This is a genomic window from Aliiglaciecola sp. SL4, assembly GCF_041538045.1.
In the GTDB taxonomy this organism is placed as follows: Bacteria; Pseudomonadota; Gammaproteobacteria; order Enterobacterales; family Alteromonadaceae; genus Aliiglaciecola.
On record NZ_JBGOSE010000001.1, the window covers coordinates 632,871 to 656,731 of the forward strand.

The window sequence follows — 23,861 nt, forward strand, 5'->3', positions numbered from 1 at the left end:
GATTAAATATGAAGTGTTACAAACTGCCATATTGCTTCAAGCCAAACTAAAGTTAGCAGGGTTAACGCGATAAATACTGCCGATGAGCCCATGTCTTTAGCGCGACCAATGAGGACATTGTTTTCCAGGGTTATTGCATCAGCCAAAGCTTCAATGGCGGAATTAACAATCTCCGCAAACAATACAAAAAGTAAACAGCTAATCAGCACCAGCAGGTGTAAGGTCGATGATGCAATCACAAATGAAAAAGGTAACAAAACCAATGCCATGATCAATTCTTGGCGAAATGCTGATTCATGTTGCCACGCCGCAGAAAAACCACGAAAAGAGCATTGTGTGGCTTTGATTATCCGCGTTAACCCTTTGCCATTAGGTTTATTCACTAGCTTTAATTTTTCGTCAATAATAGGTGCTGGAGTCACTTTATTTTTCATAAAATTGGTCTTGTGATTTAACCTTAAACTTGCACTCGGGGTTAACTATCAAACTGCTTAGTTTGGATAGCGTTTTTGCAGGCCCTGATAAACACAATCGCTGTAATTATGAAGGCTGATATCTAGCTCGTTTAATACTTCAACTAAGTGTTCGTTATCTTCACGGCCTAACCAAACTTTTAAATAGGTGCCATCTTTATAGCCATTGTCTTGGCGGAAAAAGTTAAGAACGTTTTTACCAACGTACTGACGATAAAGCTCATCTGAGTCCATTTCAGCTTGTTCTACAATTTTAATGAATAATGGTACTGAAAAGCGTTTAGCGGCGCATAAGCCAGCCATTAATTCCAAATTATCTAAAATATCTTGGTCATTAAACGCATATTCTTTGCCGTCGAACGTAACGGACTGGACACCACTAATCAATTCACTTGCAATAGTTTCGGCAGAGGACTCTATGTTGCCATCAAAGTCGATAATGATTGCGGAAAGAGCAAAATGCCAAATGTCCACTAATTCCATTTGCAACTGGGGTAGGTCTTTTTGTTGCGCTTTCCACCATTTCCACCCATGATGTTCAATCCCCTCGACCGCCTCTATCATTGCAGCTCTAAGGTATTGATATCCAGCAGTTAACCACTGGGCATTAACCTTTTGATTCATTTTGGCTTGAAGGTTAAGCATAGTATTAAGTTGAGTTGAGGAGAGCATAAAAGTCCTTGTGTAGAATTAGCGAGTGCATAGTGTACTTGTTTTGTGATAATCGGCATAGCCTGAAACAGACTAATCATAATTATAATATTAACCGTTAAATAGTTGCACATCGTCATGTGACAAACATGCTTTAGAGTGCTTTCTATTAGGTAATAAACTAAAAATTTAGGAGACAGGTGTGAAGAAATACGTAGTTATTTGCTTGATGTTATTTTCATCAGTAGCGTTTTCCCAAAGTAAATCAATCAGTGATTTTACTAGCGGAATGCAGTCAAATGTGGGGTTTTACACCGTCTATTACCAGCAAGATAGTGGGAAGTTATACTTACAGATTGATAACTTTGGTGAACAAATCATATTCCAAAGTAGCTTACCTCAAGGTATTGGTTCAAATGATATTGGCCTCGATAGACTGCAACTTGGTAAAACACGTTTAGTTGTTTTCGAACGTTTTGGCGATAAAGTCCTCCTAAAGCAGCTTAATACACAGTTCCGTTCGACTACGGATAATGCTGCCGAAGCGGCCAGTATTGATGAAGCTTTTGCTGATTCTGTTATCGCCGGCTTTAAGATTTTAGCCCAACAAGATGGCGCTGTTTTAGTCGACTATACGGAGTTTTTGTTATCTGATATCCACGGAATTTCAGCGCGCTTAACTCGTGCCAAACAGGGCAGCTTTAAAGTGGATACGAAACGCAGTGCAGTCTATATGCCACGCACTAAATCCTTTGTCGACAATACTGAGATGGAATCACTAGTTACCTTTGGTGGTACTAATCCAGGCAAGTACCTACAACAAGTCACTCCTTCTCCTGATAGCGTAACCGTACATTTGCATCATTCATTAATCAGATTGCCTGACGATAAGTTTGAGCCTAGAGCGTTTAGTCCTAATTCTGGCTTTAATAAAATGACATTTCAGGATTATTCGGTGCCCATTGAAGATTCAATGGAGCAAAGTTTAATTCGACGTCATCGATTATTTAAAAAAGATCCCAACGCTGCGGTCAGTGAAGCCGTTGAGCCTATCATATACTACTTAGATCCAGGTGTTCCTGAGCCGGTGAGAGGTGCTTTGTATGAAGGTGCAATGTGGTGGGATCAAGCGTTCACTAAAATTGGCTACAAAAATGCGTTTCAAGTGAAAATGTTGCCTGAAGATGCGGATCCCATGGACGTTAGATACAACGTTATCAATTGGGTTCACCGCGCAACTCGTGGCTGGTCTTACGGCATGTCAGTGCGCGACCCGCGTACAGGTGAAATCATTAAAGGCCAGGTTACCTTGGGTTCACTGCGTGTACGTCAGGATTACCTCATTGCTTTGGGTTTAACTAGTCCATTTAAACAAAATGATAGTAGTATCGAAGAGCAAAAGGAAATGGCCTTAGCTCGTATCAGACAGCTTTCCGCACATGAAGTGGGTCATACCCTAGGTCTGGCGCATAACTTTGCCGCTAGTGCTTATGGTCGTGAGTCGGTAATGGATTACCCCCATCCTACGGTCAGAATAAAAAATGGCAAAGTGGATATCTCTGATGCTTACGCAGTGGGAATGGGAAAATGGGATGACCACACCATTGCTTATGGTTATCAAGATTTACCTGATGGTGTAAATGAAGAGGACTATCTAAAAGATACGATTCAAAAAGCACTTAATTCTGGTTTACTTTATATAAGCGATCGTGATGCTAGACCTAGCCATGCTATCAGTCCTATTGGTCATTTGTGGGACAACGGTAAAGATCCGGTTGAAGAGTTACACAACCTAATAGAAGTGCGCGATGTTGCTTTGTCACAATTTGGTATTAATTCCATTCCTGAAGGGAAAACTCTAGCGTCATTGCAAGAAACCTTAGTACCGATTTATTACCTCCACCGTTATCAGCTAGACGCTGTAGTTAAACTAATTGGTGGTTTAAACTATGCCTATGAAAGCAAAGGTGATTACCCAAAACCTAAGGGCGTATCCTATGTTGAGCAAAATGCACAAATGGCGGCGCTAGATGCCATGCTTGAAACCCTTTCACCTGAATTTCTGCATATTCCCGCTAACATTACAGCGTTAATCGCGCCTAAGAGTTTGGGTGAGTCAAATACCCATGAAAGTTTCCATGGTCGTAACGGGTTGAGCTTTGATCCCATTAGTGCTGCGGAATCGGGAGCTGGGTACACTTTGGGTCTACTACTTAAAGCAGAACGCTTAAATCGCCTTGCAGCGCGTCCGATAAATAGTCGAGATCAATTAACTATCCCTGTTCTGCTAGAGAAATTATTCGATGCGACAATACAGCAAAAATCGAGTAAATTTGCTGCTAATGTTAAGCTGCGGGTAGATTATGTAGTGCTCAATAGTGTTATCCAAGCAATGCAGGTTAAGGAAATTGCTCCAGAAGCCCAAGGCGCATTGTTAGATGGCTTGATGGATTTACACACTTGGTTGAAGAAAAATTCACGTTATGGTCAAAACAAAGTTATGGCCAAACAGTTGGATTGGTTTATGGCAACAGGTGAATGGAAAGGCAACTTTGAAGTGAAACCACTTCCTCCCGGTTCGCCAATCTAAACATCAATATTCATAAATAATATGTAAGCCGGCTTTTGCCGGCTTTTTTATGATTTAACAGTAGTTATAGGTTATTCGGGAACAGCAATGAAAAGTAGAAAAATGCATAGAGTCATCGGTATATTGTTAATTTTACCTATGTTTGGTTGGGTCGTAACTGGATTCATATTTTTTACTAAGCCTGGCTATGAAGGTGCTTATGATCAACTCGCGATTAAAACCTATCCTTTAAAGAGCGCATTTGTTATTCCGCCAGAGGCTAACTGGTTGGAAGCAAAAGTTGTTAAAACCATATTGGGCCATCATTTATTGGTGAAAACAAAAGATGGTTTAGAGCATTTAGATCCTATTTCCTATCAACCTAAGAAGTTAGTCGACGGTGAAGCCTTGCAATTGCTCATCAATGATACATTTTTACATGATCCTCAACGTTATGGGGTTGTGGTATCCATTGACGGCAACCAAGCTCTTACAAACACTGGTGTCGAGGTGATCTTGAACTGGTCGCAACTTAGTTTAAGACAAAGTGGCCAAGATACTGCGCTTATCAATTTATTGTACAAAATACATTATTTGCAGTGGACCCCATTCAAAGAGTTTAATCAAGTTTTCGGTTTTTTGGGTCTAATGCTATTAATTTTATTAACCCTATTTGGCATTAAAATGGTTATCTCCACTAAACCTAAAAGAGCGTAAGTCCAAGTGACAATCTACATATTCTAATTAACAGCAATTGATATTACCCATTGACATGTGAAATTTCACATATATGATAAATAATATATATGAATATTCGAATGTGTGTATGAGCCCCTTAAAAATTTTTAAATGTCTGTCTGACGATACTCGACTGAAATCCGTAATGTTGATCGCGGAATTTGGTGAGTTGTGCGTTTGTGATCTTATGCAGGCGCTAGGTCTTGAACAACCCAAAATCTCCCGCCACCTTGCCGAGTTACGTAAATGTGGTGTGTTACTTGATGAAAGACGGGGAAAGTGGGTGTATTACCGACTTCACCCTGAATTACCTGAATGGGCAAATAAGGTGATCAGCGAATCTAGTGTGCATAACAAGTCGTACTATGAAGAGGCACTAGACAGACTTAAGGTTGCACAAATAATTCCCTCTAACTGCTGTTAATTAAGGTTTTAGCATGAAAATTTTATACATTTGTACTCACAACCGGTGCCGTAGCATCCTTTCTGAAGCTATCACAAATCAGTTAGCGGGGGAGGTGATTGAAGCAAAGAGTGCGGGTAGTCAGCCCGCTGGAGAAGTTCATCCTTTATCCATCAAATATTTGCAACAAGCGGGTATTTCAATTGCGGGTTTGCAGAGTCAATCGTGGAACGACTTTGAACACTTCGATGCAGATTTGGTGGTCACAGTCTGTGACTCAGCCGCAGGAGAGTCTTGTCCCCTATGGTTTGGAAAGTCTTTAAAAGTTCATTGGGGGTTAAGTGATCCCTCTAAGGTCCAAGGGTCAGAAGCACAGATCGCCGCCTCTTTTGAAGCTTGCATTGAGGAGATTACCGCCAGGGTCAAACAATTGAGAACCTTAGCCGAAAAAGACCTTGATTCTAGCCAGTTGAAATTGGCTTTAGCTGAATTGGGAGCGCACTAATTATGATTCAGGATACCTCTTTAGCTAACATTGACGAGCAAAGCTTGCATAAACCAAGTTATGAAAAATGCTTGGCAGAACCTGCTGAACATGCACCGCGTATTTTGTTGTTACATGGCTCCATGCGAAAACGGGCCTTTAGCCGCTTAGTGGTTGAAGAGTGTGCCAGATTGTTAACCCACTTCGGCGCAGAAACCAAAATATTCAACCCTGAGGGATTGCCGCAAACCGACACGGAAGATGATAATCATCCAAAAGTCAAAGAGCTGCGTGAACTTATGCTGTGGTCGGAAGGTCAGGTATGGTGTTCACCTGAGCGACATGGTTCTATGACCAGTATCTTTAAAAGCCAAATCGATTGGGTGCCGTTAAATATCGGCGGTGTGCGTCCAACTCAAGGCAAAACCTTGGCGGTGATGCAAGTTTGTGGTGGTTCCCAGTCATTTAATGTGGTTAATCAATTACGCATTTTAGGCCGCTGGATGCGTATGGTAACGATCCCAAATCAATCGAGTGTGGCAAAAGCCTATTTAGAGTTTGATGAAAACGATCGGATGAAACCCTCAGCTTATTACAATCGCATCGTTGATGTGATGGAAGAGTTGATGAAATTCACTTTGTTATTGCGCAACAACAAAGACTATTTTGTTGACCGTTATTCTGAACGTGTTGAATCTGCTGAGCAAGTAAGCCAGCGGGTAAACCAGCGCTCAATATAAAATAGAGGAATATACCATGGGAATGTTTGAGCGCTATTTATCAGTGTGGGTGGGGTTAGCCATTATTTTGGGTATTTTAGCTGGCAGTATTGCACCGGGTGCATTTGCTGTTATTGCTAGTATTGAATATGCCCATGTGAATATTGTCATTGCGGTTTTGATTTGGTTAATGATCTACCCAATGATGGTACAGATTGATTTTTCATCATTAAAAGATGTGGGTAAAAAACCCAAAGGTTTAGCACTTACCTTAGTCGTCAACTGGCTAATCAAACCCTTTACTATGGCGTTTCTAGGCTGGTTATTTTTTAAAGGGCTGTTCGCAGATTGGATAGACCCGCAAACGGCCACAGAATATATTGCCGGAATGATCTTACTCGGTGTAGCGCCGTGTACAGCTATGGTGTTTGTTTGGAGCCAACTGGTTAAAGGGGATGCGAATTACACCCTAGTGCAGGTTTCTATCAATGACATCATTATGATCTTTGCGTTTGCCCCTATTGCAGGATTATTGTTAGGGGTGACTGATATAACGGTTCCTTGGGATACGTTATTTCTATCCGTTGTGCTCTACGTTTTGATCCCACTTGTGGCGGGTGCAATTACTCGTAAAAAGTTAGAGCAGAACGAACAAAGTACCCAAATTGATCGATTTTTAGGAACCATGAAACCTTGGTCAATAATTGGTTTATTGGCCACAGTTGTTCTGTTATTTGGTTTTCAGTCAGAAACCATTTTAGCCAAGCCTGAAGCAATCCTATTGATAGCCATTCCACTGTTAATTCAAACTTACGGTATTTTTGCTATTGCTTACTTCGTAGCGAAGAAGATGAAACTCACCCACAAGGTAGCCGCTCCAGCTTGTATGATTGGCACCTCTAACTTCTTTGAACTGGCTGTGGCAGTGGCCATTTCGTTATTTGGCTTGCACTCAGGAGCAGCCTTGGCAACGGTAGTGGGGGTGTTGGTGGAAGTTCCCGTAATGCTTTCATTAGTTTGGTTTGCTAATCGCACCCGCCATTGGTTTGATGAAGCCTAATTAGCGTGTGATGCCAGTGCAAAGTGGCATCACTCAGCGCTAAACAAAAGATATAAAGTTAAACCGCAGTTAACAAAATTCAGTTCTTGATTTTTGTTAACTACATGGATTTAAAGTTGTAAATGTTTCGTAATCTTTCTTGCTTCTATCATTAAAGACCTTTAAATTTTAACCATTAGTTTTTGCTTAAGAGTTCTACTATGTCTTCTAAACAGACATTTATTGCCGTCAATCGTTTTGGTTATGGTGCTAACTCACAGACCGTTGCTCATGTTAAGAACGATGCGCTAAATTGGTTGCTTGATCAAATTACCCCCAAAACTATTTCCCATGAATTAAAACAACTCAATTATCCATGGAGTAGTTTGTTGGCTGCAGAACAACTGGCTTTTTATCGAGAGCTGCGTGACCAGGAAAAAACAAGTATTGCAAAGGTTCAGCAACCTATGCAGCAACAAACTAGTGACAGCACGAAAGAAATAATAAATAACCAGATCAACTTGGCCATGTCGCATTCTCTTTCCCATTTACTTGCTACAGAACGCCCATTCTTTTGGCGCTTAGTGGACTTTTTTTCCAATCATTTTAGTGTCAGTGCAAATGGTTTTAATTTAAGAGCGCTTGCTCCCACTTTAGAAATGGAGGCAATAGCCCCCAATTTAACTGGGCATTTTTCAGACATGCTTATTGCAGTAGAAAGCCACCCAGCTATGCTGTTGTATTTAAATAATGAAAAATCCATTGGTCCCAATTCAAGAGTTGGTAAAAGAGGAGAAGGAAAGAAGGGTATAAATGAAAATTTAGCGAGAGAGATATTAGAGTTACATACCCTTGGCATTACCGCTGGGTATACACAAAATGATGTCACTGAACTCGCTAAAGCGATTTCCGGTTGGGGGCTGTCTAAAAAAGGTTTAAACGGGTTTGAATTTCGGCAAATAGCCCATGAGCCAGGTAGTCGCCAAATATTCGGTAAAACATACTCTGCCGGTGGTTTAAAACAAGGCCAAGAGATACTTTATGATCTGAGTGTCAATCAAAAAACTGCTGAATTTGTTTCGACAAAACTGGTTAAACACTTCATTAATGATCATCCTCCTCAAGCAATTGTAGACGGGATGGTGATTAAATGGGCAGAAACCAAAGGAAATATTTTCGAAGTGGTAAAAGCCATGCTAACCAATCCTTTAAGTTGGGTAGAAGACAGTTCTAAATTTAAAACCCCAAGGGAGTTTTTAATATCAACTTGTCGTGTTTGTGGACTTGAATCAATCAAACCTAGTTTTTTGAAAAGTTTGGCTATTTTGGGGCAACAGCCTTTTTCTGCTGGTTCGCCCGCAGGCTATGAAGACAGCAAAGGATTTTGGGCTGGACCAAGGGCTATGATGGGGAGAATTGAATGGGCCGAACACATTAGTAAATTTGTTAAAAAGCACCCATTGGCGATAGGCGAACAGGCGTTAGGGCCGTTACTACAAAAAAATACGGTGTTATCCATTGCTCGAGCGGAAACTAAACGTCAAGCCGTCACCTTATTGCTAATGAGTCCGGAGTTTCAAACAAGATGAGCATGCACAGACGAGATTTTATAAAAGCGGGTATGGCTGGTTGGATTATTGCGCATACTGCGGTTAACGGCGCCTTTGCTAACGCAGGGGCAATGGCAAAGAATAACAAAAAGTTGGTATGGGTGATGTTACGAGGTGCTATGGATTCATTACATGGCGTAATGCCTCTGGCAGATCCTGATTTTATGAACATACGTGGACCTTTAGTCAATCCCATAGAAAACCAATTGTTAAATATCGATAGTGGTTTTGCTTTACATCCAGCCCTTAAAAACTGTTTCAAATGGTATCAAAATGAGCAATTTTTACCCGTTGTAGCGGTTGCGTCAGGTTATCGTAAGCGATCACATTTTGATGGCCAAGATTTTATGGAATGCGGTTTAAACCAAGTGAATTATAATAGCGGTTGGTTAGCAAGAGCTGTGGAGTCAATGCATGGACATGGGTTAGCTATAGCACAAACTGTGCCTATTGCACTACGCGGTAGTCCAGCCAGTCAGACTTGGTTTCCATCTTATTTTACGGCTACTGATGATGATTTAATTGAACGTATGCGTTTCCTTTATGCAGAGAATTCTGAATTTTTGATGATGTTAGAAGATGCCGTGAAGAATCGAGATATGCTAGCAATGAATAACAAAAGTCGTGCCCGAGCAAACTTTTCGTATTTGGCTAGGCATTGTGGTGAGCTTCTAAGTCGGAATGACTCGGCCAATTGTGCAATGTTAGAACTAAATGGTTGGGATACTCATAGTAATCAAGCAAATCGAATGGACCGGCAATTTGATATTCTTGATAAAGGCCTTGCTGAATTAAAGACTGGATTGGCAGCAACATGGAAAAATACTGTGGTAATGGTGACTACAGAGTTTGGACGAACTGTGGCCATAAACGGAACTAAGGGCACTGATCATGGTACCGCCTCAGCGATGTTTTTATTGGGTGGAGCGCTTAAAGGTAAGCGGGTGCTAGGGCAGTGGCCGGGGTTGAGCGAACAGCAGCGTTTTGCTGGTCGGGATTTAATGCCTACCTCGGATGTGAGAAGTTGGATAGCTACAGTGCTGCAACAACATTGGGGATTATCGTTCGATAACTTGGCGAATGTCTTTCCGGGTATAAAACCGCTTAGCGAACGGCTAATTAAGGTTTAATAAAACCCTGTAAATCTCAACTGCATATTGTTGTTTCTGGCTTAATCACCGTGCACCAACATGGATCTTTTTTGAATTCATCAATAGTAGCTTCATTATAAATGCGTGAATGCTTGCCTCAACCCTTTGTGTAAATTAATTGTTATCAATAAGTTGTTTTGTTTTTCATTGTCGCTATGCTTGTTTTGTTTTAAAAGTTTATTAATAACAATGGTTTACCTTCTATTTTTGATTGTTAATTACAATTTATATATAAAACTAATACAAAAGTATTCGAATAATTAATTAAACTTATACGACTAATATCTCTACTATTTTTGTATTCTAAATCAGAGGATACATTTCATGCATTTCGATTACTCTCCAAAAACCCAAGCTTTACTTGACCGTCTTAACCAGTTTATGGACGAAAATATCTATCCCATAGAGCAAAAATATATTGAGCTTGTGGATAATAATCCGCAACGCTGGACAACGCCTGCATTAATGCAAGAGTTAAAAGAGAAAGCTAAAGCTGCGGATTTGTGGAATCTGTTTTTACCTGAAGAATATTTACCTTATGGGGCGGGATTAACCAACCTTGAATATGCGCCATTGTGTGAAGCAATGGGACGAGTGTTATGGAGCCCAGAAGTATTCAACTGTAGCGCGCCAGATACTGGTAATATGGAAGTATTGTCTAAGTACGGCAGTGAAGCCCACAAAAAGCAATGGTTAGAGCCCTTGCTCAATGGTGAAATTCGTAGCGCATTTGCGATGACCGAACCTGCTGTAGCATCCAGTGATGCCACCAATATTGAAACTGCTATCGTTCGTGATGGCGATGAATATGTGATCAATGGCCGTAAGTGGTATACCAGTGGTGCAATGAATACCAACTGTAAAATCATGGTCGTAATGGGGAAAACAGATCCTTCAGCGGACCGACATAGACAACAATCTCAAATATTAGTACCTATGGACACCGCTGGTGTCACTGTAGTGCGTCCAATGAAAGCCATGGGCTTTTATGATGAGCCTGTTGGTCATGCAGAAGTGTTGTTTGAAAATGTGCGCGTGCCTGCGAGCAATTTATTAGTGGGTGAGGGTGAAGGGTTTGCCATTGCCCAAGGTCGTTTAGGACCGGGTCGAATTCACCACTGTATGCGTCTTATCGGTTGTGCTCAACGTGCTCTAGATTTAGCCTGCGAAAGGGTTGAGAATCGTGTTGCATTTGGTCAACCTCTAAGTAAGCAGCAATCGGTGAGAGAATCTATCGCTCAAATGCATTGTGACATAGAGCAGGCTAGACTGCTTACTCTTAAAGCGGCTGATAAAATGGACCGTTACGGCAACAAAGTATCACGAGATATTATCGCAGCAATTAAAATTGTTGCCCCAAGCATGGCGTGTAAAGTGATTGATCAATCTATCCAAATGCACGGCGCTGAGGGAACCAGTCAAGATACTGTATTGTCGGCTATTTATGCCTATGCAAGAACCATTAGATTGGCAGATGGCCCAGATCAAGTGCACATGATGCAACTCGGTCGTAACTTGATTAAAGATCATGTTGGAAAGCAACAAAGCTAGATTTAAACGCAACATCAATTAATCAGCTAAATTAACTATTTAAAGGGGTTGAAGTGACGAAATCAGATTCAGTTAACCAGCTTGATATGGAAACGTTAGAAGCTTATTTTCGTGCCAACGTATTTGATTTTACGGGGGCCTTTAAAGCTGAAAAGTTTAGTGGCGGTCAATCGAATCCCACGTTTAAGATCACGGCGGGAGACACGAGTTATGTACTCAGACGTCAACCGCTGGGGAAATTGCTCAAATCAGCTCACGCAGTGGACCGAGAGTTTAAAGTTATCAATGCATTGCAAGATACTCAAGTGCCAGTGGCCAAGGTTTATCACCTGTGTGAAGACACCAGTGTCATTGGCAGTATGTTTTATGTGATGGAATATGTTGATGGCGCGGTTTACTGGAATAGTAGTCTGCCGGAGATTGAAAGCAATGAAAAACGCCATGCAATGTATAAGCAGATGGGGCAAGTGTTGGCTGATTTGCATGCTGTGGATGTGGGCGAAGTCGGGCTGAGTGACTACGGTAAAGCCGGTAATTATTTTGAACGGCAGCTTAGCCGCTGGTCGAAACAATATAAATTATCAGAGATTGATCCTATTCCAGACATGGATACATTGATCACTTGGTTAAACAACAATATTCCAGATGATGATGGCAAAGTATCCCTAGTTCATGGTGACTATCGCCTAGATAATTTAATGTTTTCGAAAACATCAGAAGAGATTATTGCGGTTTTAGATTGGGAGCTATCCACTCTAGGGCATCCACTAGCTGACCTAGCTTATCAGTGTATGCAATTGCGTCTGCCAGCGCATATCGGCCATTCTAGTGGTTTAGGTGGTGTGGATAGGCCAGCTTTAGGCATACCCAGTGAGCAGGAGTTTGTTGATTGGTATTGTCAACGTGCAGGTTTAGATAAAATTGAAAATTGGCATTTCTATCTAGCCTTTAGTTTCTTCCGTCTGGCTGCTATCGCGCAAGGTGTCGCTAAACGTGCCCAAGAAGGCAATGCATCCAATGCACAAGCGAATAAAGTGGGAGCCATGGTACCGCCGTTAGCCAGAATGGCTGTAGAATTAATTGAGGAACATCAATGAAAGCAATAGTGTGTAAAGAGTTCGCCAGCGTCGAAAAATTGAGTTACGAAGATGTACCTGACCCAAAAGCTGAAAAAGGTCAGGTTGTTGTAGATATAAGTGCCTCTGGGGTGAATTTTCCTGATGGATTATTAGTACAAGGCCTATACCAGATCAAACCAGACTTTCCATTTATTCCAGGTGGTGAAGTTGCAGGTGTAATTAGCGAAGTAGGGGAAGGAGTTCCACATTTAAAAGTTGGCAGTCGCGTTATTGCTCTGTGCATGTTAGGTGGGTATGCTGAAAAAGTCGCTGTTCCGGCTACCCATGTTCTGCCTTTACCTGATGAAATTCCTGACGATGAAGCTGCGGCCTTAGTTACCGCCCACGCTACGGCCCATCATGCGTTAAAACAGCGCGCCGACATTCAACCAGGAGAAACCTTAGTGGTTACAGGTGCAGCTGGTGGCACAGGGTTAGCCGCAGTACAAATTGGTAAAGCCATGGGTGCAAAAGTGATTGCTGTTTGTTCTACTCAAGAGAAGCTTGATATTGCCAAACAAAATGGTGCTGACATCCTGATCAATTACACCGAAAAGGATCTTAAAACAGCGTTAAAAGAGGCAACCGGTGGCAAGGGTGCTGATGTGGTTTATGAATGTGTTGGCGGGGATACCTTCCATGCATGTTCACGCAGCATGGGCTGGAATGGGCGGTTGTTGGTAGTCGGGTTTGCCGGTGGCACTATCCCAGAGTTTCCAGTTAACTTAGCTCTAGTGAAAGGGTATTCTGTGGTAGGAGTATTCTGGGGTTCATTTACTCAGCATCAACCTAAAGAATTCCAAGCTAATATGAAAGAGCTACTTACTTGGTATTTGCAAGGCAAAGTTAAAGTAATTGTGGATCAAACATTGCCGTTAGAACGGGCGCACGAAGCCCTTAACAAGGTACTCGGACGTGAAGTCAAAGGTAAAATGGCATTGAGACCTTAAACCGATTAATTCACTATAGATGATATAAGCGGCTAATATTCGTGCTTGAATCACTGCAAGTGAAATAATACACTGCGGCCTCATTTTTCTGAGGCCCTTTTTGTTCATGGATGTATCTTCGCGTCAATTTATCGTTTTACTGTTAGTAGGCTGGATGCTGCTAAGTGGTTGTTCGACCCAAAAGGCATTAACTAAAGCCGAGTTAGACGCGTTCAATGAGCACAATCAACTACTAAGTCAGGCAGAACACTTTGTCCATGGAAACATTTTTACGGGCATGGTTCATGTGCGGGCTACCAGCATACAAAGTTGGAATAGCCTTTTAAAAACCTACTCTTGCTCAGCTGATCTAGACCACAGAACACTAGATAACTCTTATAATCAAAACCAACCCATTTTCACTGACGCTATGCAAACCTTGGCAGAGTCTGAGGCTCTATTTACCTCTGAACAAGAGAAAAATGTTTTAGCAGATGTTTCTCAGCTCGCTTATCGCCTTTTTAGCATCAGTTATGCCAAAGGTTATGCCCACCAAATAAAACTGGCGGATGAGCTGTCTCCAGGTTTGCGAGCCGAGCTATGCGATGGAAAAGTGGATGAAGGCAACGCTTACTATTTGGGATATCGCAATTCAGTTGTCTGGCGTTCTTTTGGTAGCGCTCTTCTGGAAAACTTAAATGGATTACAGGCGCATGCTCGTAACGGCGACAAAGCATTTCAAAAGTTACTTGATCAACATTATGCACAATTTGATGCATTGGTTTACAGTCACGCCTATCAACAATCAGCAGCATATCAATCTTTGTTTTTTGAAATCAATAAGTTTGAAAACGTTGAATTATATGGCGAAGAAGTATCTCGGCTGTCAGTTCGTTATAGCGATATCGAGGTGCTAAACAAGCACAATGATTTTGCGTACCTAATGTTATCTTCTGGTTATCATTGGGGCATGATGTCTGTATTGGCATTATTAGAGGAAGAGTATCCTCGAGTCCATGACCTTAAGAAAGCTCAAGGAGTTCAATTGATAAAACAAAGCGTTGATAATTTAAGTGAGAGTGATTAACAACTATCAGGTTTCTAGAGTTGGTTTGATAAAAAATCTGAGCTGGGAGTGCCCAAGAGGTTTTTTTCATCAATCCATTGTCGCAATGTTTTGCCGTCGCGTTCTGGGGCCGTTAATTTGCTCTTAGGCAGGTTTTTCATCAACAGTTGCGCTGTATGGTGAGCTTCATTTAGCAAAGCGGTTCTAATGAGGCTCTGTCCACCACAACTAATCCCGTCATAATAGTGTTGTAGCTTCAGTCTATATTGGATTCTCATTTCAGTTAGTTTTTGCTGTAAGTTCGAATAATCATTGGAAGTAACGATGGCACAAAGACTATTTAAAGCCGTATTAATATCTCCTTTAGCGTTGCTTGCATAAAATACATTTATCATTACAACGGTTAAAATAAAAAATAATTTTTTTATCAACTGATTAATCCCTGTTTCAAACTGCTAATCAATTTAAGATTATTTTTCGAGCTGGAAGTTACGGTTGTTTTTAATTAAACGTCGCCTCAAAGCAACGATGCCAATCAAAAAGAGTAATAAGGTGGGCGCATTTGATATGGCATTAGCGCTATTCATGAAGCTGAGTAAAATATAGTCGTCCGATGACCAGCGAGTATTATGTAAATTGAGCGCCATCAACTCCCCATTGAAATTAATATCAGATGCATCAAAACCCACCACATTAGTCAGCAGGTCAAAGTCGGCAGGATTGAATAGGTTGGGAAGTATCGATAAAGTAAGTAATTCGTTAGCACCAAGTCCTAAGTTACCGTGTAGGTTACTGATCATCAGAGAGTTATCTTCAAAATCCACACTCAGATGGGGGTTGCCCACCAATAATAAGTTAAATTCACTTTCATTCTCTTTAGCAATAGACATTTTATTGTCACAATCCCAAATAATTGACGGCTCAATACCACACACTACCTCAGTACCTATAATGGAGGCTTGTGCTGAGAAAGAGCAGATCAATATCAAAGCGGTGAGTATTTTCATTCTAGAGTTGTCCGTATTACTAATAAAAATTTTAGGGGTTAACTTTAAATTAATGTAGTTGGACAAAGATATAGAGGGATTGATACACGGGTATAGGGAGTAATACATGAGGGGGGATATATCATAAAGCGCTTAGCACTTTATGATATATCATTGATTGCATTATTTAGTGGGGAATTGGTAGTCTTTAAAGGTATCCCGTAATGCTAATTTATTCAGTTTTCCGGTTGCTGTATGAGGAAGTTCTTTAGCAAAAACAACATCTTCTGGCAGTGACCATTTATGCATTCTGTCTTTTAAGTATTCAATCACATCCTCACGGCTTAAATCGGCATTTTCAGCTAGCACTACGACTAACAAGGGGCGTTCTGTCCACTTCGGATGATAACGTCCAATTGCTGCTGCTTCGGCTATTTGTGGGTGGCTGGCTGCAGCGTTTTCGATGTCGATTGAGCTTATCCATTCTCCCCCCGATTTAATCACGTCTTTGGTACGGTCGGTAATTTGTAAATAGCCTTGTGGATCTATTGTGGCAACATCGCCAGTATTCATCCAACCATCTGTATCTACTGGGCAATCAGCATCTCCAGGAGTTTGTGACATACCGTAGTAACCTGTTGCAATCCACGGCCCTTTGACTTTTAACGCACCAAAAGCAACACCATCCCAAGGTAACTCGTTGTTTTCATTGTCGACAATTTTCATTTCGACGCCAAATACGCTTTTACCCTGTTTGAGTCTTAATTCGGTATCTTCTTCATCAGTTAGGTTTTCCATGCCTGGAGATAACGTAAACACAGTGCCAAGAGGACTCATCTCAGTCATGCCCCAACCCTGTTTCACTTCTGTTTGATAGTCGTTTTTAAAGCGCTCAATGATGCCTCTAGGACAAGCTGCTCCGCCGGAAGTAACGGCGCTTAAAGTGGGGACTTTTTTGCCGGTTTTATCAAGGTATTCCAATAACGCCATCCAAATGGTGGGTACACCTGAGCTGAGGGTAACCCCTTCGTTTTCAATCAATGACTGTAGAGTTTCACCATCCGCCATTTTAGGTCCTGGCATAACTAATTTACTGCCAACCATGACTCCCGCATAAGGGATACCCCAAGCATTAACATGAAACATAGGTACGATAGGCATGGTAACGCTTTTACATGACGCGTTTGTGGTATCGGGTAATGAACCAGCATAGGCATGTAAAATAGTTGAGCGATGGCTGTAAACAACACCTTTTGGATTGCCTGTTGTACCCGAGGTATAACACATCCCTGCGGCACTATTTTCATCGAACTCAGGCCATTGGTAGTCATCATCAAATTGGGTTAAGAGTTCTTCGTAGCAAATGACATTGTCCAAGGTTGTTTGCGGCATGTGATCTTTATCGGTCAATACTACAATCTTTTCAACACTTTTCAGGTGACTTTGTAACGACTCCACTAATGGCATCACTAACACATCAACGAACAAAATTTTATCTTCTGCATGATTGATTATGTAATTCACTTGTTCGGGAAAAAGTTTTGGGTTGATCATATGGCAGACCATACCTGTTCCGGAAATTCCGTAATATAATTCAAGGTGACGATAATCGTTCCAAGCTAGGGTACCTATGCGATCGCCAAATTCGACACCCATAGACTCCAATGCATTAGCTAATTGGCGGGTACGTTTGGCAAAATCTTTATAGGTATATCGATGTCTTGGATTGTCTGCGGTGACAGATACGATTTCACGGGTGGGGAAGTTTCTTTCAGCATGACGCAAAATTGACGATATCATCAATTGCGTTTTCATCATTAGTCCTTGCATTTATCGGCTCCTATTCAGGGAAATAAATTGTCATTCGATATAGCGATATTGGTTATTTTGGAGTGCAGTGTCAGTTTGTAAATAACCTTTAATATCAGCACATTAGTCTTTCTGTGACTTCTATTTAGTGCCAGTTAGCTAAGCCAGCACTTTGGTTGTTTTACCAAGCGCTAACGCCCTTTACCAGGCGCTAACGGCTCCATCAATGGCGATGGTTTGGCCGCTCATATACGAGTTGCCAGGCGATAAAATCAGTATCATGGTATTCACTATTTCTTGAGGGTCACCTAAGCGTCGCATGGGTGATCCTTGAGCTAAACGTTGTTGACTTTCTGGAGAGTCAAAACCGTCTACTGCCAAAATATTAGTTGGACTATAAAAAGGGCAGATAGCATTAGCACGGATCCCTTTTTTGGCATATTCCACGGCGGCAGTACGGGTTAAACCAACCACTGCGTGTTTCGCTGCGGCGTAAGCAGCACCTTTGGGCGCACCACCGATTCCCGCCATTGAGCTTAGGTTGAGAATATGTCCAGATCCTTGTTTTAACATGGCCTCAATTTGGTACTTCATGCCATATAAAACACCATTTACATTAACCGCCATTTGCTTGTCCATAATGCCTTGATCGATTTTATGCAGGGGCGTTAAAGGATGGGCAATGCCAGCGTTATTTACACCTATGTCTAACCTAGCAAATTTTTCCATGGCGGCATCTACCATTGCCTTAACTTGGTCTTCTTTGCTGACGTCACAAAGCATTGATATAACTTGGTTTTCACCCAACTGAAGAGAAGAAACCGTTTTGTCTAGCTCCTCACGATTTATATCGCTTATTACTAAGTTGCAGCCTCTGGCTGCTAATCCTTGTGACAGCAGACGACCAAATCCACTGGCAGCTCCTGTGATCATGGCCACTTGGCCGCTAAAATTGAGAAGTGAGTCCAAAACATTTACCTTCTTTAAAAACAATTTAAATCGTATTAACAACCTTTCAGCTTCACCTTTTCGCGCCCGACAATATTGGTTTCAGTTGCAGAAAATCAGCTAAAATCTAAGCACTTTTTGATAAGCTGAAAAATATCTTTGTGTTAATGGCATGTAAAACTAGGTACTTAGAAAATCAGATGCAAAACCGAAAGTCAACAGCTATGAAGTAAGCGTTTAACGGCAGTTTGGCTGATAATCAGCAAAATCAACTGCTATCGGCTGTATCAATTTCATTTATTTCTAATTATAAAATCAATAAATTTGGATGATTAGTTGGGCTGGCCTAGTATCTTAGTTCTATTAGTGAATAATCTAAAATTAGAGGATTTTATGAGCGCTGAACAATCTGCTGCTGTAGTAAGTCAAATTCAAGGTGAAGTCGCCTTAGTGATGATGCAAAACCCACCCGTTAATGCATTGTCGAAGTCGGTACGAATAGGATTAATTGACGAGATAAAAAAAGCCTTAGTTGATTCAAACATCAAAGCGATTGCTATTTCATCTCAGCTAGGTTTATTTTCCGGTGGCGCTGACATCAGTGAATTTTCTTCAGGAGATATTGAACCTCCTTTACCCGAAGTTCTCGAGTTAATTGAAAATGCCAACAAACCCATTATCGCAGTATTAAATGGTCCAGCCTTTGGTGGCGGATTAGAGGTTGCTTTAGCCTGCCATTACCGAATTACGTTTGCTGCCAATAAAGTTGGCTTGCCAGAAGTGAATTTGGGTATTTTACCTGGTGCTGGTGGTACTCAGCGTTTACCACGTTTAGCCGGTGTAGCTAAAGCGTTGGATATGATTGTGTCTGGTAAGCCTGTTAAAGCTTCTTCAGTGTCTGGTGTGTTCGACCTAATTGTTGAAAAACCTGAAAGCTTATTAACTGATAGTTTGGCATTCATCCAAGGGCTAATCAGCGATGGTTGTCCAATCAAACGAGTGAAAGACATCGAGATTGATCCTGCGACTGCGCCAGCAGAATTGTTTGCGCAGTATCGTCAAGGAATTGCCAAGCAAGCCCGTGGTTTTTTCTCTCCGGAGCGCTGTATTCAAGCTGTTGAAGCTGCAGTTCGCTTACCTCTTGATGAGGGCCTCAAAAAAGAGGGCGAATTGTTTATGGAGTGCATGAATTCACCTCAAGCTCGTGCGCAACAACATTTCTTCTTCGCTGAAAGAGCAGCAGGGCACGTTTCCGATTTTGATAAATCTACCCCAGTCAGAGAAATTAAGTCTGTTGGTATTATTGGTGCAGGCACCATGGGTGGCGGCATTGCAATGAATTTTGCGAACGTTGGTATCCCTGTTGTCATGCTAGAGCTTAAGCAAGAAGCCCTAGATAAAGGCTTAAGTGTTATTCGTCGTAACTACGAAAACTCTGCGAAGAAAGGCAAGCTTAGCCAACAAGATGTTGAAGACCGCATGGCATTGCTACAAGGCACAACAGAATACGCGGGTTTAGCCAATGTCGATTTAGTTATCGAAGCGGTATTTGAGAAAATGGATGTGAAAAAGCAAGTTTTCACTCAACTTGATGCCGTTTGTAAACCAGGTGCAATTTTAGCTTCCAATACCTCTACCCTGGATGTAAATGAGATCGCTGATTGTACCTCACGTCCAGAAGATGTCATTGGCCTACATTTCTTCAGTCCAGCCAACGTAATGAAGTTGTTGGAAGTGGTTAAAGGTGAAAAGACCTCTGCTGATGTGATCAAAACAAGCATGCAATTAGCCAAGAAAATTCGCAAAGTGGGTGTGTTAGTTGGCGTATGTTTCGGTTTTGTGGGCAACCGTATGATCGAACCTTATAGTCGAGAGTCTAACAGAATGCTTCTAGAGGGCGCATCTCCGGAGCACGTGGATAAAGTCATCTATGATTTTGGCTTACCCATGGGACCGTTCACTATGGGTGATATGGCCGGTTTGGATATTGGTTATTTCATTCGTCAATCTAGACAAGAACATATTGCTCATGATCCAACTTATGCCGTGGTCGCCGATCGTCTGGTTGAAGATGGCCGAGTAGGCTTAAAAGTGGGTAAAGGTGCCTACCTTTATGAGAAGGGCAATAGAAAACCCATTTCAGATCCCGCAGTAGCAGAGATTGCCAAAAAAGAAGCTGAGCGTCTAGGCGTTGAGCAGCGTGAGCATAGTGATCAAGAAATTTTAGAACGCTGCATTTTCACACTTATCAACGAAGGTGCCTACATTTTGGAAGAGGGCATTGCCGCTAAATCCAGTGATATCGATGTTATCTATGTATACGGATATGGGTTCCCTGTGCATCGTGGTGGCCCTATGCATTACGCGGATGAAATTGGTTTGGATAAAGTGTACGCCGCCATGTGTAAATACCGCGATGAGTTTGGTGAATACGGAAAAGCTTGGTTTGAACCGGCGCCTTTATTAAAACAACTAGCAGAGCAAGGTAAGCGATTCGCTGACTTCCGTAAGTAAGCATTATCAACATTAAACGTATTTTTAAGATTTTTAGAAAACAAGAATTTAAGGAAAGATTATGAAAGAAGCAGTAATTGTTTCAACAGCACGTACTCCAATTGGCCGCGCGTATCGCGGTGCTTTTAATAATTTAGAAGCACCAAGCTTAGCCGGTCACGCTATTAGCGCTGCGGTTAAAAAAGCCGGTATTGATCCAGCAAGCGTGGATGACGTTATTTTAGGTAGTGCCTTAACACAAGGCTCTGGCGGTATGAATATTGGTCGTTTAGGTGCTCTTGCCGGCGGACTACCTGTGACTGTTGGTGGCATGACCTTAGACCGTCAATGTAGTTCGGGTATGTATGCTATCGCCACCGCAGCGAAACACATTATTACCGATAATGTGCCTGTTATGGTAGCGGGAGGATTGGATTCAATCAGCTTAGTTCAAAACGATAAAATGAACATGTATCGCGCGGTCGATAAAGCTTTAGTGGCCAAGCACAAAGATATTTATATGCCCATGTTGCAAACTGCAGAAGTGGTTGCTAACCGTTATGGCATCAGTCGTGATGAACAAGATGAATACGCTTATCAAAGTCAAATGCGGACTGCTGCTGCACAGCAAGCGGGTAAATTTGACGATGAAATAGTGCCAGTGACCACAACCAAAGTTGTTATTAATAAAGAAACCAAAGAGCAAAGCTTACAAGAAGTTACTTTGACTAAAGATGAAGGAAACCGTGCTGAGACGACTCTTGAAGGCTTGAATAACCTTAAACCTGTTATCGAAGGTGGCTGTATTACCGCCGGTAACGCTAGTCAACTATCTGATGGTGCTTCAGCCAGTGTAATGATGGACAGCAAACTAGCTGAGCAATTGAACCTTAATGCGTTAGGTGCGTATAGAGGCATTGCTGTAGCTGGCTGTGAACCAGATGAAATGGGCATAGGTCCGGTTTTTGCCATTCCTAAGTTGCTTAAACAGCATGGTTTGAAAATGGAAGATATTGGTCTTTGGGAGCTTAATGAAGCATTTGCTGTACAAGTGCTTTATTGCCAGAAAACTCTTGGTATTCCAGCTGAGCTACTTAACGTAAATGGCGGTGCGGTATCTATTGGTCACCCTTATGGTATGAGTGGTGCGCGTATGGTTGGACACGCATTAATTGAAGGCAAGCGCAGAGGCGCTAAATACGTAGTATGTACTATGTGTATTGGCGGTGGCATGGGTGCTGCTGGTCTGTTTGAAGTATATTAATAGAATAATAAGGTAGTAAAAATTATGCAAAATTATAAATCTCCGGTACGTGATACCTTATTTGTTATGAACGAGCTGCTTGGTTTTGAAAAACACTATGAAAAATTAGGTTTTGAAGATGCCAATCCAGAAATGGTTGAAGCTATTACATCAGAAGCTGCTAAATTTACTGAAAACGTGTTAGCGCCGATCAATGCTATTGGTGATGAAGTAGGGTGTAAGTGGGAAGACGGTAACGTCACCACACCTCCAGGTTTTAAAGAAGCATACAAAACGTATTGTGAAGGCGGCTGGCCGTCAATGACACACCCCGTTGAATTTGGTGGTCAGGCGTTACCTTATTCTTTGGCTTCAGCGATTGCTGAATGGACTTCAGGTGCAAACCATTCTTGGGCTATGTACCCAGGGTTGAGCCAAGGGTGTATTGCCACTATTAATAGTCATGGTACCGATGAGCAAAAGCAAACATTTTTGCCTCCGCTAATTGAAGGTCGCTGGACAGGTACTATGTGTTTGACCGAATCACACTGTGGTTCCGACTTAGGTATGTTGAAAACCAAAGCGGTTCCAAATGATGACGGTACTTATAGTCTAACTGGAACGAAAATTTTTATTTCTGCTGGGGAGCATGATTTCTCTGAAAATATCGTGCATATCGTACTTGCTCGCTTGCCAGATGCACCAGCAGGAACCAAAGGTATTTCATTGTTTGTTGTACCTAAATTTAACGTTAATGAGCAAAGTGAAATTGTTGATCGTAATAATGTTAATTGTGGCTCAATTGAACATAAGATGGGAATTAAAGCGAGTGCCACTTGTGTGATCAATTTTGATAATGCCAAGGGGTACTTAATTGGCCCACCAAACCGTGGTTTGAATTGTATGTTTACCTTTATGAACACTGCTCGAATTGGTACCGGTTTAGAAGGTCTAGCTGGAACAGAAGCCGCGTTTCAAGGTGCATTAGCTTACGCTAAAGACAGATTGCAGTTCCGTTCTACAAAGGGCGCGGTTAATCCAGACGGTCCCGCAGATCCAATTATTGTACATCCTGATGTTCGTCGTATGCTGCTAACTCAAAAAGCCTTCGCTGAAGGAAATCGTGCGTTAGCCATCTATTGTATGCAAATGGTAGATATTACCCTATACAGTGAAGATGAAGCAGACAAACAAGTTGCTGAAGCTAAATTGGCATTATTGACCCCAATCGTTAAAGCGTTCTTAACTGAAACTGCCCAAGAAGCTACTAGTTATGGTATGCAAGTCTATGGCGGACATGGGTTCATTAAAGAGTGGGGCATGGAGCAACTAGCCCGTGATACACGAATATGTACAATGTATGAAGGCACTACTGGTATTCAAGCTATTGATTTATTAGGTCGTAAAATTTTAGGTTCTAAAGGCCAACTGTTAACAGTTTTTATTAAGGAAGTTCAAGAGTATTGCTTGAGTGTTCGTGATAAGTCTCAATTTAACGCATGGTCAAATGCAATTGAATCACACATTGATGAGTGGTCTCAAATGACTCAGGAAATTGCTAAACGTTCAGCTAGTAATCCAGATGAAGTTGGCGCAGCTTCCGTAGACTACCTAATGTACTCTGGCTACATCATTGTTGGCTACCTATGGCTAAAAATGGCCGTTGTTGCACAAGAAAAGCTAGATGCTGGCACTTCTGAGGTCGCTTTTTATGAAGCAAAACTGCAAACGGCTGACTTCTATTTTGCGCGTTTGCTTTCACGTACTCGTTCTCATGCATCGGCTATAGAAACAGGCTCTGAAAACTTGATGAGTATGCCTGTTGATTATTTCTTAATTGATTAAAATAAACTGACATCAGAAATGTAAGTCGATCAGTAG

The 23,861-nt window shown here is 41.7% G+C and carries 21 protein-coding genes; 15 read left to right on the top strand and 6 right to left on the bottom strand.

What is annotated here, in order from left to right; genetic code table 11:
• Positions 1 to 2: 2 nt before the first annotated feature.
• Positions 3 to 434, bottom strand: a complete 432-nt coding sequence (locus AB6T38_RS02825) for a diacylglycerol kinase (protein WP_372545831.1) — start codon at positions 432 to 434, stop codon at positions 3 to 5.
• Positions 435 to 491: 57 nt separating this feature from the next.
• Positions 492 to 1,145 carry a dUTP diphosphatase gene (locus tag AB6T38_RS02830; RefSeq protein ID WP_372545832.1) on the bottom strand — a complete coding sequence of 218 codons (654 nt, stop codon included), beginning with the start codon at positions 1,143 to 1,145 and terminating at the stop codon, positions 492 to 494.
• 208 nt (positions 1,146 to 1,353) lie between these two features.
• On the opposite strand from AB6T38_RS02830, the gene AB6T38_RS02835 reads away from it, so the two are divergent.
• The 12 genes from AB6T38_RS02835 to AB6T38_RS02890 all read left to right on the top strand — a co-directional run bounded on the left by AB6T38_RS02835 (position 1,354) and on the right by AB6T38_RS02890 (position 14,522).
• The gene (locus AB6T38_RS02835) at positions 1,354 to 3,714 is read left to right on the top strand and encodes a zinc-dependent metalloprotease (protein WP_372546043.1); all 2,361 of its coding nucleotides are present in this window, start codon (positions 1,354 to 1,356) and stop codon (positions 3,712 to 3,714) included.
• An 87-nt stretch (positions 3,715 to 3,801) separates the two neighbouring features.
• Positions 3,802 to 4,410, top strand: coding sequence for a hypothetical protein (locus AB6T38_RS02840; RefSeq protein WP_372545834.1), 609 nt, complete (start codon positions 3,802 to 3,804; stop codon positions 4,408 to 4,410).
• A 109-nt stretch (positions 4,411 to 4,519) separates the two neighbouring features.
• Complete coding sequence (locus tag AB6T38_RS02845) at positions 4,520 to 4,855, top strand: metalloregulator ArsR/SmtB family transcription factor (RefSeq protein WP_372545835.1); 336 nt, start codon at positions 4,520 to 4,522, stop codon at positions 4,853 to 4,855.
• Between the two features lie 13 nt (positions 4,856 to 4,868).
• On the top strand, positions 4,869 to 5,339 hold the full coding sequence (locus AB6T38_RS02850; RefSeq protein WP_372545836.1) for an arsenate reductase ArsC: 471 nt from the start codon (positions 4,869 to 4,871) through the stop codon (positions 5,337 to 5,339).
• Positions 5,340 to 5,341: 2 nt separating this feature from the next.
• Positions 5,342 to 6,058 (top strand): arsenical resistance protein ArsH, encoded by a 717-nt coding sequence (gene arsH / locus AB6T38_RS02855; protein WP_372545838.1) that lies wholly within the window; start codon positions 5,342 to 5,344, stop codon positions 6,056 to 6,058.
• Between the two features lie 16 nt (positions 6,059 to 6,074).
• Positions 6,075 to 7,097, top strand: a complete 1,023-nt coding sequence (gene arsB / locus AB6T38_RS02860) for an ACR3 family arsenite efflux transporter (protein ID WP_372545839.1) — start codon at positions 6,075 to 6,077, stop codon at positions 7,095 to 7,097.
• 200 nt (positions 7,098 to 7,297) lie between these two features.
• Positions 7,298 to 8,665, top strand: coding sequence for a DUF1800 family protein (locus AB6T38_RS02865; RefSeq protein WP_372545841.1), 1,368 nt, complete (start codon positions 7,298 to 7,300; stop codon positions 8,663 to 8,665).
• Positions 8,662 to 9,816 carry a DUF1501 domain-containing protein gene (locus AB6T38_RS02870; protein WP_372545843.1) on the top strand — a complete coding sequence of 385 codons (1,155 nt, stop codon included), beginning with the start codon at positions 8,662 to 8,664 and terminating at the stop codon, positions 9,814 to 9,816. The genes AB6T38_RS02865 and AB6T38_RS02870 overlap by 4 nt, the downstream gene beginning before the upstream one ends.
• Positions 9,817 to 10,161: 345 nt before the next feature.
• Entirely contained in the window at positions 10,162 to 11,388 is a 1,227-nt protein-coding gene (locus AB6T38_RS02875; protein ID WP_372545845.1) for an acyl-CoA dehydrogenase family protein, read from the top strand.
• 53 nt (positions 11,389 to 11,441) lie between these two features.
• Entirely contained in the window at positions 11,442 to 12,485 is a 1,044-nt protein-coding gene (locus AB6T38_RS02880) for a phosphotransferase family protein (protein ID WP_372545847.1), read from the top strand.
• Positions 12,482 to 13,456, top strand: a complete 975-nt coding sequence (locus AB6T38_RS02885; RefSeq protein WP_372545848.1) for an NADPH:quinone oxidoreductase family protein — start codon at positions 12,482 to 12,484, stop codon at positions 13,454 to 13,456. Before AB6T38_RS02880 ends, AB6T38_RS02885 begins: the two co-directional genes overlap by 4 nt.
• 106 nt (positions 13,457 to 13,562) lie before the next feature.
• Positions 13,563 to 14,522, top strand: a complete 960-nt coding sequence (locus tag AB6T38_RS02890) for a hypothetical protein (protein ID WP_372545849.1) — start codon at positions 13,563 to 13,565, stop codon at positions 14,520 to 14,522.
• A gap of 14 nt (positions 14,523 to 14,536) precedes the next feature.
• Here the strand turns inward: AB6T38_RS02890 and AB6T38_RS02895 are convergent, their stop codons facing one another.
• From AB6T38_RS02895 to AB6T38_RS02910, 4 genes are all read right to left on the bottom strand, one after another.
• Positions 14,537 to 14,932 (bottom strand): DUF3718 domain-containing protein, encoded by a 396-nt coding sequence (locus AB6T38_RS02895; protein WP_372545850.1) that lies wholly within the window; start codon positions 14,930 to 14,932, stop codon positions 14,537 to 14,539.
• 39 nt (positions 14,933 to 14,971) lie between these two features.
• Positions 14,972 to 15,508, bottom strand: coding sequence for a hypothetical protein (locus tag AB6T38_RS02900; protein ID WP_372545851.1), 537 nt, complete (start codon positions 15,506 to 15,508; stop codon positions 14,972 to 14,974).
• Between the two features lie 162 nt (positions 15,509 to 15,670).
• Positions 15,671 to 17,317, bottom strand: coding sequence for a long-chain-fatty-acid--CoA ligase (locus AB6T38_RS02905; protein ID WP_372545853.1), 1,647 nt, complete (start codon positions 17,315 to 17,317; stop codon positions 15,671 to 15,673).
• A gap of 180 nt (positions 17,318 to 17,497) precedes the next feature.
• Entirely contained in the window at positions 17,498 to 18,265 is a 768-nt protein-coding gene (locus AB6T38_RS02910) for an SDR family NAD(P)-dependent oxidoreductase (RefSeq protein ID WP_372545855.1), read from the bottom strand.
• A gap of 372 nt (positions 18,266 to 18,637) precedes the next feature.
• On the opposite strand from AB6T38_RS02910, the gene AB6T38_RS02915 reads away from it, so the two are divergent.
• The 3 genes from AB6T38_RS02915 to AB6T38_RS02925 all read left to right on the top strand — a co-directional run bounded on the left by AB6T38_RS02915 (position 18,638) and on the right by AB6T38_RS02925 (position 23,825).
• Entirely contained in the window at positions 18,638 to 20,758 is a 2,121-nt protein-coding gene (locus AB6T38_RS02915) for a 3-hydroxyacyl-CoA dehydrogenase NAD-binding domain-containing protein (RefSeq protein WP_372545857.1), read from the top strand.
• A gap of 61 nt (positions 20,759 to 20,819) precedes the next feature.
• Positions 20,820 to 22,001: an acetyl-CoA C-acyltransferase gene (locus AB6T38_RS02920; RefSeq protein WP_372545859.1), complete on the top strand. Its 1,182-nt coding sequence runs from the start codon at positions 20,820 to 20,822 to the stop codon at positions 21,999 to 22,001.
• Between the two features lie 24 nt (positions 22,002 to 22,025).
• Positions 22,026 to 23,825, top strand: coding sequence for an acyl-CoA dehydrogenase C-terminal domain-containing protein (locus AB6T38_RS02925; RefSeq protein WP_372545860.1), 1,800 nt, complete (start codon positions 22,026 to 22,028; stop codon positions 23,823 to 23,825).
• Positions 23,826 to 23,861 lie beyond the last annotated feature (36 nt).